The sequence below is a fragment of the Lentzea atacamensis genome (genome assembly GCF_003269295.1).
Taxonomy (GTDB): Bacteria; Actinomycetota; Actinomycetes; order Mycobacteriales; family Pseudonocardiaceae; genus Lentzea; species Lentzea atacamensis.
This window is the reverse complement of sequence record NZ_QLTT01000002.1, coordinates 925,969-938,527: the sequence shown is the minus strand read 5'-3', so window position 1 is coordinate 938,527 and position 12,559 is coordinate 925,969. Positions and strand designations below refer to the sequence as shown.

General features: G+C 68.1%; 12 protein-coding genes. 6 read left to right on the top strand and 6 right to left on the bottom strand.

Annotated elements, in window-relative coordinates:
• Nucleotides 1–2: 2 nt before the first annotated feature.
• Entirely contained in the window at nucleotides 3–1,133 is a 1,131-nt protein-coding gene (locus C8D87_RS13550; protein ID WP_112226846.1) for a BMP family lipoprotein, read from the bottom strand.
• Between the two features lie 162 nt (nucleotides 1,134–1,295).
• Nucleotides 1,296–1,448 (bottom strand): hypothetical protein, encoded by a 153-nt coding sequence (locus tag C8D87_RS45860; protein ID WP_170166409.1) that lies wholly within the window; start codon nucleotides 1,446–1,448, stop codon nucleotides 1,296–1,298.
• Between the two features lie 414 nt (nucleotides 1,449–1,862).
• Here C8D87_RS45860 and sdhC point away from each other — a divergent pair, with 414 nt between their 5' ends.
• The 5 genes from sdhC (at nucleotide 1,863) to C8D87_RS13525 (ending at nucleotide 8,805) form a co-directional block, all read left to right on the top strand.
• Nucleotides 1,863–2,285 carry a succinate dehydrogenase, cytochrome b556 subunit gene (gene sdhC, locus C8D87_RS13545; protein WP_109639097.1) on the top strand — a complete coding sequence of 141 codons (423 nt, stop codon included), beginning with the start codon at nucleotides 1,863–1,865 and terminating at the stop codon, nucleotides 2,283–2,285.
• Between the two features lie 2 nt (nucleotides 2,286–2,287).
• Entirely contained in the window at nucleotides 2,288–2,695 is a 408-nt protein-coding gene (locus tag C8D87_RS13540; protein WP_407656981.1) for a succinate dehydrogenase hydrophobic membrane anchor subunit, read from the top strand.
• A gap of 22 nt (nucleotides 2,696–2,717) precedes the next feature.
• A complete protein-coding gene (gene sdhA, locus C8D87_RS13535; protein ID WP_109639096.1) occupies nucleotides 2,718–4,472 on the top strand; it encodes a succinate dehydrogenase flavoprotein subunit in 1,755 nt (584 codons plus the stop codon).
• On the top strand, nucleotides 4,472–5,254 hold the full coding sequence (locus C8D87_RS13530; protein WP_109639095.1) for a succinate dehydrogenase iron-sulfur subunit: 783 nt from the start codon (nucleotides 4,472–4,474) through the stop codon (nucleotides 5,252–5,254). The genes sdhA and C8D87_RS13530 overlap by 1 nt, the downstream gene beginning before the upstream one ends.
• A 104-nt stretch (nucleotides 5,255–5,358) precedes the next feature.
• The gene (locus C8D87_RS13525) at nucleotides 5,359–8,805 is read left to right on the top strand and encodes an NB-ARC domain-containing protein (RefSeq protein ID WP_170166408.1); all 3,447 of its coding nucleotides are present in this window, start codon (nucleotides 5,359–5,361) and stop codon (nucleotides 8,803–8,805) included.
• Here C8D87_RS13525 and C8D87_RS13520 read toward each other — a convergent pair.
• The 4 genes from C8D87_RS13520 to C8D87_RS13505 form a co-directional block, all read right to left on the bottom strand.
• Nucleotides 8,760–9,716, bottom strand: a complete 957-nt coding sequence (locus C8D87_RS13520) for a hypothetical protein (RefSeq protein WP_112226844.1) — start codon at nucleotides 9,714–9,716, stop codon at nucleotides 8,760–8,762. The genes C8D87_RS13525 and C8D87_RS13520 overlap by 46 nt on opposite strands.
• 39 nt (nucleotides 9,717–9,755) lie before the next feature.
• Nucleotides 9,756–10,523: a hypothetical protein gene (locus C8D87_RS47595; RefSeq protein ID WP_233442078.1), complete on the bottom strand. Its 768-nt coding sequence runs from the start codon at nucleotides 10,521–10,523 to the stop codon at nucleotides 9,756–9,758.
• 81 nt (nucleotides 10,524–10,604) lie between these two features.
• Nucleotides 10,605–10,955 (bottom strand): hypothetical protein, encoded by a 351-nt coding sequence (locus C8D87_RS13510; RefSeq protein WP_112226843.1) that lies wholly within the window; start codon nucleotides 10,953–10,955, stop codon nucleotides 10,605–10,607.
• A 9-nt stretch (nucleotides 10,956–10,964) separates the two neighbouring features.
• On the bottom strand, nucleotides 10,965–11,192 hold the full coding sequence (locus tag C8D87_RS13505) for an SCO4848 family membrane protein (RefSeq protein WP_109639091.1): 228 nt from the start codon (nucleotides 11,190–11,192) through the stop codon (nucleotides 10,965–10,967).
• 61 nt (nucleotides 11,193–11,253) lie between these two features.
• On the opposite strand from C8D87_RS13505, the gene C8D87_RS13500 reads away from it, so the two are divergent.
• On the top strand, nucleotides 11,254–12,516 hold the full coding sequence (locus C8D87_RS13500) for a D-alanyl-D-alanine carboxypeptidase family protein (protein ID WP_112226842.1): 1,263 nt from the start codon (nucleotides 11,254–11,256) through the stop codon (nucleotides 12,514–12,516).
• Nucleotides 12,517–12,559: the final 43 nt, after the last annotated feature.

Sequence of the window (12,559 nt, the reverse complement as noted above, 5' to 3'; positions counted from 1 at the left end):
GACTACGGCTTGTCCGCGACCTTGATCTTGCCCTCGATGATCTGGGCCTTGTAGCCCTCGAGGATGCCCTGCAGCTTCGCGTCGATCTTGCCACCCGAGGTGGAGTAACCGACACCGTTGACCTTCAGGTCGAAGACCTTCGGCAGCGACGACAGGTCGTTCTTGGCGGCGGCCTTGATGTAGTCGTACACCGCGACGTCGACGCGCTTGAGCATCGAGGAGACGATGACGTCCTTGGTGTCCGCGACGGTCGCCTGGTTGTACTGGTCGGAGTCGACACCGATCGCCAGCACGCCGGCCTGCTTGGCAGCCGAGAAGACGCCCTTACCGGACGCACCCGCGGCCTGGTAGATCACGTCGGCGCCCTTGTCGATCTGACCCTTGGCGGCCTCCTGGCCCTTCGGGGCGTCCTGGAAGCCCGTGAAGTCACCGGCCGGGGTGATGTACTTCTTCTCGACCTGGATCTTCGGCGCGGCGGCCTTGGCACCCTGGACGTAGCCGGCCTCGAACTTCTGGATCAGCGGGATCTCGACGCCGCCGACGAAGCCCACGTGGCACTTCTTGCTCTGGTACGCGGCGATGACGCCGGCGAGGAAGGAGCCCTCCTGCTCGGCGAACAGCAGCGGGGTGACGTTGGTCGCGCCCTCGACGGCAGAGTCGACCAGGCCGAACTTGACGTTCGGGAACTCCGCGGCGACGAGCTTCATCGACTCGGCGTAGGCGAAGCCGACACCGATGATCGGGCTGAAGCCCTCGCTCGCGAGCTGGCGCAGACGGGTCTGCTTGGCCGACTCGTCCTCGTTAGGGGCGGCGGAGAGCTCGCGCGTGTTCTCCTTCTTGATGCCCATGTCCGCGATGGCCTTGTCGAGACCGGCGGCGGCGGAGTCGTTGAACGACGCGTCGCCACGGCCACCGATGTCGTAGGCCAAACCGATCTTCAGCGCGCTCGCGTCCACCTTGTCACCGTTGGCTGCACTGGTGTTCGAGGTGGCTGGCGCGGTGGGAGGCGTGGCGAACTCGCAAGCGGCACCACTGCCGGTGTTCGAGTTGTTCCCGCCACCCGAATCCTTCGCGCAGGCGGCCATAGTCATCACGCTGGTCAGCGCGATCGCGGCGACCGCGACGCCACGCATACGACGACGCACGGCTCGTCTCCTCCCTGAGGTTCCTCCCCAACGACGTTGTTGGGTTCTAGACGGCGCACCGTACCTCTTAGTAACCAACCCCGTTGCGGCCAGCACCTACAAAGACCCCTATCGGTTACGCATTCGACGCATTGGCCGCACCTGTGGTGATCATTCGTGTTCGGCGCGTGGCGAAACGTCGCCCTCGAGCGCTTCGCCGCTCTGATCGTCGCCCAAACGGCGCAGTTCCGCGCGCCAGGCCCGGCGTTCGAGCACTGCCGACATCCCCGCGACCGGTCCACCCGGCGGCAGTTCCCTCCCCACGCGCCCAGGATGAGTCGCGGCCCCGTCGCGACACTGACTCGCGAATGCCTGCCGGTTGACCGCCGCTGACCTGCGGTTCGACGTTCGACGAAACTTCCTGCGCCGAACGTTGAACCGGTCGCGGGTCCCCGATCGTGTAGAGGGTGGCAAGTGCCCTTGCCGACGACGGCGGCCCGGACCAAGGCGGAGGTCCGGGCCGCCGTCCTCCGTTTTCCCGGTACGCGCGCGCCATTTGTGGCGTGAACCGCATTTCGGGATCGATAAAGACCGCTTGGCCGATCGACAGCGTGTCTCGTCGATCACAGAGCGGGTGCGCCTGCTGGGTCGGGTCCGACGTGCGGGACTAGGATTTTCCGGTCATGGTCGGCGGAACTGTTCACCGACCACCACCACTGACGTTGGAGGCCGCGGCGCATGACCAGCGCAGGCGCACCCGAGCGGTCGGGCACCACCCGAGGGGGTGGGACGCTCTACCGCGGTGATCTGGGCATGTGGTCCTGGGTCGCCCACCGGATCACCGGTGTCCTCACGTTCTTCTTCCTCTTCACCCACGTGCTCGACACCGCACTGGTGCGGGTGTCACCGAACGCGTACGACGCGGTGATCGAGACCTACAAGAACCCGGTCGTGAACCTCTTCGAGGTCGGCCTCGTCGGCGCGGTGCTCTACCACGCGCTGAACGGCATCCGGGTCATGCTGGTCGACTTCTGGGAGAAGGGCGCCAAGTACCAGCGGGTCATGCTCTGGACCGTGCTGGCCGTCTGGGTCGTCGTGATGATCCCCGGCTTCTACTTCATGATGCAGCGCACGATCTCCGAGCTGGTTGGGGGTCACTGACCATGTCTCTCGCACTCGACAAGCCCCGCCAGCCGCGCCGCCCCGCGGCCCGTCGCAGCAACGGCGAGCTCTACAGCTGGCTGTTCATGCGCCTCTCCGGCCTGCTGCTCGTGGTCCTGGTCCTCGGCCACCTGTTCATCATGAACATCCTCGACGGCGGCATCCACAGGATCAACTTCGGATTCGTGGCAGGCCGCTGGGCGTCCCCGTTCTGGCAGTTCTGGGACCTCGCGATGCTCTGGCTCGCGCAGATCCACGGCGGCAACGGCGTGCGGACGATCATCAACGACTACGCCCGCAAGGACGCCACCCGGTTCTGGTTGAAGATGCTGCTCTACGTCTCGATGGTGCTGATCGTCTCGCTCGGCACGTTCGTGATCTTCACCTTCGACCCGAACATCTCGAACTGACCCGCGCGGGGAGCCCACCACAATGCAGTTCCACAAGTACGACGTAGTCATCATCGGCGCTGGTGGTGCCGGAATGCGCGCGGCGATCGAGTCCGGCCAGCGCGCCCGCACCGCGGTGCTCACGAAGCTCTACCCCACGCGTTCGCACACCGGCGCGGCCCAGGGCGGCATGTGCGCCGCCCTCGCCAACGTCGAGGAGGACAACTGGGAGTGGCACACCTTCGACACGATCAAGGGCGGCGACTACCTGGTCGACCAGGACGCCGCCGAGATCATGGCGAAGGAGGCCATCGACGCCGTTCTCGACCTCGAGAAGATGGGCCTGCCGTTCAACCGCACGCCCGAGGGCAAGATCGACCAGCGCCGGTTCGGCGGCCACACGCGCAACCACGGTGAAGCCGCCGTGCGCCGCGCCTGCTACGCCGCGGACCGCACCGGTCACATGATCCTGCAGACGCTGTACCAGAACTGCGTCAAGCACGGCATCGAGTTCTTCAACGAGTTCTACGTCCTCGACATCTGTCTCACCGAGACGGAGAACGGCCCGGTCTGCACCGGTGCCGTCGCGTACGAGCTCGCGACCGGCGAGATCCACGTCTTCCAGGCCAAGTCCGTCGTGTTCGCGACCGGTGGTTTCGGCAAGGTCTTCAAGACCACGTCGAACGCCCACACGCTGACCGGTGACGGCATGGGCATCGTCTTCCGCAAGGGCCTGCCCCTGGAGGACATGGAGTTCTACCAGTTCCACCCGACGGGCCTCGCGGGTCTCGGCATCCTGCTGACCGAGGGCGCTCGTGGTGAGGGCGCGATCCTGCGCAACGCCTCGGGTGAGCGGTTCATGGAGCGCTACGCCCCGACCATCAAGGACCTGGCGCCGCGCGACATCGTCGCCCGCTCGATGGCGCTCGAGGTGCTGGAGGGCCGCGGTGCCGGCCCGAACAAGGACTACGTGCTGCTCGACTGCACGCACCTCGGCGCCGAGGTGCTGGAGACGAAGCTGCCGGACATCACCGAGTTCGCCCGCACGTACCTCGCGGTCGACCCGGTAGTCGAGCCCGTCCCGGTGTACCCGACCGCGCACTACGCGATGGGTGGCATCCCGACGAACGTCCACGGCGAAGTGCTGCGGGACAACGACAACGTCGTGCCCGGCCTGTACGCCGCCGGTGAGTGCGCGTGCGTCTCGGTGCACGGTGCGAACCGCCTCGGCACGAACTCGCTGCTGGACATCAACGTCTTCGGCCGCCGCGCCGGCATCGCCGCCGCGGAGTACGCGCTGTCGCGTGACGAGCACGTCGAACTGCCGGAGAACCCGGCCGCCGCCGTCGAGGCCCAGGTCGCGCTGGCGCTGTCGGAGCACGGCCAGGAGCGCGTGGCGGACATCCGCACCGAGCTGCAGGCCACGATGGACGCGAACGCTTCGGTGTACCGCACCGAGGACACGCTGAAGCAGGCGCTGCACGACGTGCAGGCGTTGAAGGAGCGGTACGCCCACATCTCCGTGCAGGACAAGGGCAAGCGCTTCAACACGGACCTGCTGGAGGCCGTCGAGCTCGGCTTCCTGCTGGAGCTGGCCGAGGTGCTGGTCGTCGGCGCGCTGGCGCGCAAGGAGTCCCGCGGCGGACACGCCCGCGAGGACTACCCGAACCGCGACGACACGAACTTCATGCGCCACAGCATGTTCTACAAGCAGGGCGAGGGTCTGGCGGCGGACATCCGCCTCGACTACAAGCCCGTGACCTTTACCCGGTACAAGCCGATGGAGCGCAAGTACTGATGACCGCCACCGCTGAAACCACTGCTGGCTCGCGCGGCTCCCAGCCGCCGGTTCCGGACGGCGCTGTCACGGTCACCGTCAAGATCCGCCGGTTCAACCCGGAGTTCGACGACGAGCCGCGCTGGGACTCGTTCGACATCCCCGCGCTCCCGTCGGACCGCGTGCTGAACCTCCTCCACTACATCAAGTGGTACGTGGACGGCACGCTGACCTTCCGTCGTTCCTGCGCCCACGGCATCTGCGGTTCCGACGCCATGCGCATCAACGGCGTCAACCGCCTGGCGTGCAAGGTCCTGCTGAAGGACCTGCTGGAAAAGGGCGGCAAGCAGACCACGATCACCATCGAGCCCATCAAGGGCCTGCCGGTGAACAAGGACCTGCTCGTCGACATGGAGCCGTTCTTCGAGGCGTTCCGCGCCGTCAAGCCGTACCTCGTGACCTACGGCAACGAGCCGACGCGCGAGCGCATCCAGTCGGTCGCCGACCGCGAGCGCTTCGACGACACCACGAAGTGCATCCTGTGCGCCTGCTGCACCACGTCGTGCCCGGTGTACTGGACCGAGGGCTCGTACTTCGGCCCCGCGGCGATCGTGAACGCGCACCGGTTCATCTTCGACTCGCGTGACGAGGGCGCTGAGGAGCGGCTCGACATCCTCAACGACATCGACGGCGTGTGGCGGTGCCGGACCACGTTCAACTGCACCGACGCCTGCCCGCGCGGAATCCAGGTCACCAAGGCGATCCAGGAAGTGAAGCGCGCGCTGCTGTTCAAGCGCATCTGAGTTCTCGTTTTCGAAGCGCCGCGTTCCCGTTGGGGGCGCGGCGCTTCGCTTTGCGCGTGGTAAGTCTTTCCGGACGCACACGACCGGACCACCGTGAGGCCACGTTGAAGAAGCAGACAACCGCTGCGGCGGCGGTCACCGTGGTGAGCATCGCCGTCGCCATCGTCGTGAATCTGCTGACGTCGGGCTGGAGCTGGACGTTCTTCGTGCTGCTCGCCGTGCTGGCCGTCATCTGGGTGGCATTGGCGGTGTGGCAGGTCTCGGCCGGCCGGACCAAGCCTCTCGGAGCACCGCCGGTGGCTTCCGCCAGCGGCATCGTTGCCAGGCCGGAGCTCTCGGGGAAGATCGTGCGCCTGCTGCTGGGCACGGGGACGCGCAAGGTCGCCATCACGACCGGGCTCTGGGGTGCCGGCGGGTTCGGCAAGACGACGCTCGCCGCGGAGGTGTGCGAGAACAAGGAGATCAAGGCGGCGTTCGGCACCAACATCTGGTGGGTCACCGTGGGCCAGGAGGTCCGCGGCGCGGCACTTGCGGACACGATCAACGACGTCATCAAGCGCATCGACGGCCAGAGCCCCGGCCTCACCCGGCCGGAACAGGCAGGTATGCACCTGGGCGCGCTGCTGAAGGAGCGCGGCCGCTCCCTGCTCGTCGTCGACGACGTCTGGTCCGCCGAGCAGCTGCGCCCGTTCCTGGACGCGGGCCGCGGCTGCACGCTGCTGGTGACCACCAGGTTCTCCGACGTCCTGCCCAGCGACGCGGACCCCGTCGAGGTCAACCAGATGCGGCAGGAACAGGCGAGCGCCCTGGTGAACAGCGGCATCGCCGGACTGCCCGACTCCGTCAGGGACGGTCTGCTCGACATCACCGGCCGCTGGCCGCTCGCCCTGAGCCTGGCCAACGCCGCTCTGCGACGAGCGGATCGCACCGGCGCCGACGTCACCGAGACCGCGCAGAAGCTGTTGCAACGCCTGCAGAACCTCGGCCCCGCCGCGCTCGACGTCACCGACGCGGATCGCCGTGACCGCACGGTCGCCGCCACCCTGGAATCCTCGCTGAGCCTGCTCGGCGAACGCCGGGACCGAGTCGTCGAGCTGGCGATCTTCCCCGAGGACACCGACATCCCGCGGGACCTGATCGCGCTGCTCTGGCACCGCACCGCGAGGCTGTCGCCCGACGAGACCGACCTGCTGTGTCAGGAGGTCGTCGACCTCTCCCTGGCCACCGGGCTGCACCGCGTACGCCTGCACGACGTCATTCGCACCTACCTGCGGCACGAGTGCGGGCTCGATCGGCTGACCGCGCTGCACAACACCTTTCTCGACGGTGTCGCCGCAACGCTCCCGCCAGGCGCGGCGGGATGGTGGCAGATTCCCGGCGAGCAGGAACACCTGTGGCGCACCCTCGCCTACCACCTCACGGGTGCTCAGCGGACCGGGGAACTGGCCGCGCTCGTGGAGGCGCCGGCCTGGATCATCGGCAAACTGCGCAGGTTCGGTCCTGTCGCCGTGGCCGAGGACGTCGCACTCGTCGACAACGAGCACAGCCGTGAGCTCACCCGGTTCCTCGACCAGTTGGGCCACACGCTGACGCCGACCATCCCCGAGCACGCGGTGGTGAACGCACTCGCTCATCGGCTCGCCCACTATCCGGCGCTGAGCAAGCTGCACGAGGCTGCGATCGCGGAAACGCGGAGCGTGCCACGGCTGGTGCCGAGCGCTCCGATGCCGGACCTGCCCGACCCCGCGTTGAAGCGGGTGCTCACCGGTCACGACCACGCCGTGAAAGCATGCGACTTCTCGCCCACCGGGGCGTGGCTGGCCACAGTCGGCGCGGACGACACGATCCGGGTGTGGGAGCCGCAAAGCGGTCGTGTGTTGCAGGTCATCACCACGAACACCTGGCTGTTCAGCGAAAGCGCACTCTCGCCTGACGGCAGGTGGCTGGCAGTCGAAGGTTTTCGTTCGGTGGTGAACGTGTTCGACACCGAAACGTGGACTGTGCAGGCTGCTCTCGAAGGCCGTGGCACGGTCAGGTGCTTCACCTTCACGGCCGACAGCCGCACGCTTGTCCTGGCCGACTCGCGGGACCAGCTGATCGTGTGGGACGTGGTCACGGGAAAGAAGCTGCGGCAGTTCAAGATCGAGCAGAATCTCGATCACTGTGTCGCGCTGACCGGCACCACGGTGCTGGGCGTCGACGACGGCCTGGTCAGGCTGTGGGACACCGACACCGGTAAGCACGCGACGTTCACCGAGCTGCAGACGACCTACGGGGTCACCGACGTCGCGCTGGACCCCGATCACCGCTGGGCAGCGCTCGCCGGTGACTTCGGTATCGCCGTGCACGACCTGGCCCGCCCCGGCCGGCCCGCGCGCATGTTGAGGCACCACACCGACCTGACCGCGGTCGCCTCGTCTCCGAGCGGAGACCTGCTCGCCACCGGCGACGCCAAAGGCATGATCACCATCTGGACCGTCGCGGAGTGGCGTCCGGTCGGGCAGATCGCCGCCCACGGCTCGGCGATCAACGCGCTGGCCTTCTCCCCCGACGGCTCCACGCTCGCCTCGACGAGCGCCGACGGCACCGCCCGGCTCTGGAATCCCGCGCTGGCATCAGAACGGGCTCAGCACACCGCAGCGTCCACCTGTGCCGCGGCACCTGACGGCACCTGGCTGGCAATCGGGACGCCGACGAACACGATCATCCAGCGGCTCGCACCTCCCCAGCCCGCTCTGGAGCTCGAGTTCGCGACCCGCGCCTACAGCCTCGTAGCGCTGCACGGCGGCAGGCAACTGCTGGTGGAACTGGTCAGCGAGGTCCTCCTCTGCGACGCGGGTGACTGGCGCGCCGGCCGCGTGCTGGCGCATCCCGAAGGCAACACGCTCAGCTCCGCCACCGGCGGTGGTTCATACGTCTGCGCCCAATCCGGAGGGCAGGGTCTGTTGTGGGACGTCGACAACTGGGGCCCGCCCAGGTTCGTCGTGGCCGACGGCGACTCGGTGCGGCTGGCCGACCGGCCGATGCCGGAAAGCCCGCGCCGAGCCGTACCACTCCTGCGGAGGTCGGCACCGCCGGAGATCGTCGAAGCAGCGGTCGCCCCGTCCGGCAGCTCGGTGGTGGTGACCACCGATACCGCGGTCTTCGTCCTCGGACCTGCCACGGGCGAGGTGATCAAGACTGTCAACGTCGGAACGCAGCCCTATGGAGCACGCGTCACACCAGGCGACCGCTGGCTGCTCGTCGGAGTTCAGGACGGCCTGCAGGTGTGGAGCACCAACACGTGGACACGCCACACCGTCCTGACGGAGATCAGCTCCGACCTCGAGGGCGCCGCTTGGACACCGGACAACTCGGTGGTCGCCATGGTCACGAAGGACCAGACCGTCCGGATCTACGACAACACCGACTGGCGGTGCCTCACCTCCATTCGGCTCGACGGCACGGTGACCGGATGTACCTGGGCCGGGAACACCGACCTGGTGGTGGTCGGTGGGCACGGCGTCTACCGGTTCGACTTCCGCGGCGGATCTCCCGAAGCCGAAGGGTGATCGAGGCGCACGATGCACACCGGCGGCCTTGGCCGCGCTGCCGCTGCCCGGTGTGCCTTCTTCAGCTCGCGTGCCACCGCGTCCGGGTTGTCGCGCAACCGACTGGGCAGTGTTTGGAGGACCAGGATTCCGGCTGCCGCGTACCGGCTGTTGCGCGCGAGGGTGCGCTCGTAGTCGCGCGGGCCGTAGTGGAACGCCTTCGAGTCGATCTCCCAGGCCAGGCCCACGTCGTCGAACCAGGCGTCCGGCCTGCCGATGACCAGGCCGTCGGCGTCGGCGATCGGGACGTTCCAGTGCGGGGTGGTCAGGCGGATTCGGCGGGAGAGGCGGCGCGCGTCGCGTTCGGCGACCGATTCCGCGCGGCCCAGTTCCTTCAGGACGGCGCGGACCAGCTTGGTGCCGTAGCGGTTGGTGCGGGCCTCCCCGGCGAGGCTCTCTGGCGTGCACCGGCCTCTTTGGACGGCGGCGGCCACCAGGGCCGTGGCGGCGTCGATGGAGCGCAGCTGGCGGCAGGCGTCCACCACGGCTCTTTCCGCGGACACCACCGGGAAGCCGGTCACGTCGGTGGACGCGGGCATCGTGGAGGCGCGTTCGAGGATCAACGCACCGCTGCCGCGGGCGAAACCCGGCACCAGCACGTGGATCTCGGTGCCGGAGGCGGGCAGGCCGTGGCGGCGGCAGGCTTCCGCGCCGGTCAGAACGGCGCCAGGGCCTGCTCGCAGCAGGGCGGCGGTGACCTGTTGGTCTCGCGTGGGCGGGCCGTTGTGCAGCAGCACCACGCCAGGGTGCATGCGCTGCCACGGCCCGCCGGGTTCACAACGGCGCCAGGGGTTCGAGACTCCCAGCGACTTCAGGGTGGTGGCGGTGATGACTCCGAGATCGCTGTGTTCGCGCAGGTGTTCGATGAGCATGGAGTCAGTGTGACAAGCGCCACCGACAGTTTTTGACGGTCAGCGGCGGGAGGCGCGCCTGTTGCGGTCGATCAGCAGCATGAGCGCTCCGGCGACGATGAGCAGCACTCCCAGCGGCAGCAGCCAGCCGACCGAAGCACCCGTGCTGGCCAGGCGGTCGTCCTGATGGCGTGGGGCTTTCGTGACGGGCGTGGACGACGTGGTCGGTGGCTTGGTCGTTGTCGTTGGAGTGGTGGTCGTCGACGTTGGAGTGGTCGGCGTGGTCGTTGAAACCGGCGTGGTCGTTGAAACCGGCGTGGTCGTTGAAACCGGCGTGGTCGTTGAAACCGGCGTGGTCGTTGAAACCGGCGTCGTCGTCGAAACCGACGTCGTCGTCGAAACCGACGTCGTCGTCGAAACCGGCGGCGTCGTCGTGGTCGTTGACGACGTGGTGGTGGTCGTGGTCGAAACCGGCGTCGTCGTCGAAACCGGCGGCGTCGTCGTGGTCGTTGACGACGTGGTGGTGGTCGTGGTCGAAACCGGCGTCGTGGTCGAAACCGGCGTCGTCGTCGAAACCGGCGTCGTCGTCGAAACCGGCGTCGTCGTCGTGGTCGTTGACGACGTGGTGGTGGACGGGGACGTCGAGGTGGAAGATTCGTCACCTCTCGGCTCGGGCGTGCGCCACCCTGGCCGTTCTTTCGGGCACCACGCGGCGGCGCACGCCCGGCCGTCCCCGGAGGCCGTGGCCTCCGAGGCGCCGCCGTGCAGCGCGACGATCGTCAACACCGCGCCGGCGGTGAGCACACCGATGAAGGCGATACGTGACATGCCGCGATGGTTCGCCCAGGTGCGGCACGTCGCACGCCGTACAGGCGGACGTCACCCACGAGTGCGTCCGAGATCGCTCGATCAGGTCCAGAAAACCGCGATGCCCACGTTCAGCACGACGAGGGACGCGGCGGTCGGCATCAGCCAGGACGGGGCCTTGGGCTTGTTGACGTTGATCGCCACGACGGCGGCGATGGCCACGACGACCAGCAGCTTGACGCCGATCTTGATGTGGTCGTACTTCACCGAGTCGACCAGCGGGTCGATGCCGACCAGCGCGACCCCGGTGAGCAGCTGCAGGGCGGCACCGTGCAGCCAGCCCTTGTTGACCGGCGCGTCCTTGCCGGCCTTGGCCTGCAACATGATCATCGCGACGAGCATGCCCATGCCCAGCAGGTGCAGGAACACCAGCAGCAGGCGTACGAACTCCACAGCGTTTTCCTATCGACGTCGAGTGGCCAGGAAGCCCCGCACGCCCAGCACCCCGATGATGCTGCCGAGCACGAGCGAGACGATCACGAGCACCAGGTGCACCGTGAAGAAAGCAGTAGGTCCGTCGCTGAACGAACGCGGGTCTTTCCAGATGTTTTTCAGGAACGTGGGCCAGATCACCCACGACCACACACCAAAAGCCACCAGGAAGAGTGACATCGGGCGCGAGAGCTTCACGGCGACCAGTATCAGACGTGGTGCGTGCAAGACGCTAAACGGGGGTGGATAGCCTGGAGGCGTGCCCTTCACCAAACGGCTCATCGTCGCCCTGGTCCTAGCAACGGCCACAGCCGCGTTCGCCGCACCGACCGGCACCGCGCAGCAGGCCGTTTCGGCGCAGTGCGCGAACCGCGAGACCCCGCCGCCCCCGGTGGACACGTCAGAGCAGCCGGCGCCCGGCCAGAAGGCGCCGACGCCGCTCGAAGTGCCGGAGAAACCGATCGGTGGCGACCGGCTGGGCGAGTGCGGCCTGATCCTGCCGCCGAACTCCGCGCAGCCCCCCAGCGGCATCACCGCCGCCTCGTGGCTGCTCGCGGACATGGACAGCGGCGCGGTCATCGCCGCATACGACCCGCACGGCCGCCAGCGCCCGGCGAGCATCATCAAGGTGCTGCTCGCGATGGTCGTCGCCAAGGAGCTGCGCGGCGACCTCGTCGTCACCGCCAGCGCCGAGGACACCCAGCAGGAGTGCACCTGCGTCGGCCTCAAGGACGGCGGCCAGTACACCGTCCGCCAGCTGCTGCACGGCCTGCTGCTCACCTCGGGCAACGACGTGGCGCACACCCTGGCCCGCCAGCTCGGCGGCGTGCCGAACGCCCTGCGCAAGATGAACGCCATGGCCAAGGAGCTCGGCGCCCTCGACACGCGCGCCGTGACCCCGTCGGGCCTCGACGCCCCCGGCACCAGCACCTCGGCCTACGACGTCGCCCTGATCTTCCGCGGCGCGATGAAGTACGACGAGTTCGCCCAGGCCATCAAGCTCCAGCAGGCGCAGTTCCCCGGCCGCAACGGCGGCACGATCATGCTGACGAACGACAACCGCCTGCTCGCGAACTACCAGGGCGCCCTCGGTGGCAAGACGGGCTTCACCGACGACTCGCAGCACACCTACGTGGGTGCCGCCGAACGCAACGGCCGCCGCCTGGTGGTCGCCATGCTGCGCGGCCAGCAACAGCCCACGCACATCACCAACCAGGCCGCGAAGCTCCTCGACTACGGCTTCAACATGGGCCCCGGCGGCGTGGGCAAGCTCGTCGACGGCGCCCCGCAGCCCAAGCCGAAGGTCGTCCCCACCCAGGACAGCAACGCCCCTGACGACGCTGCAGCGACCGACCCCGGCACGGGCCGCCCGACGCCCACCGCGTTCGGCACCGTGGGCCTCCCGATCACGGCAGCGGCGGGCATCGGCCTCCTGGCCGCCGTGTTCCTCTACATCCGCAACAAGCGGGCCAAGGCGGCAAGGGCACGCCGCCAGGCCGCTCAGGCGGCACAGGGCGTCTGAGCCCGCAACGACGACGGCCCCAGCGCAACCGCGCTGGGGCCGT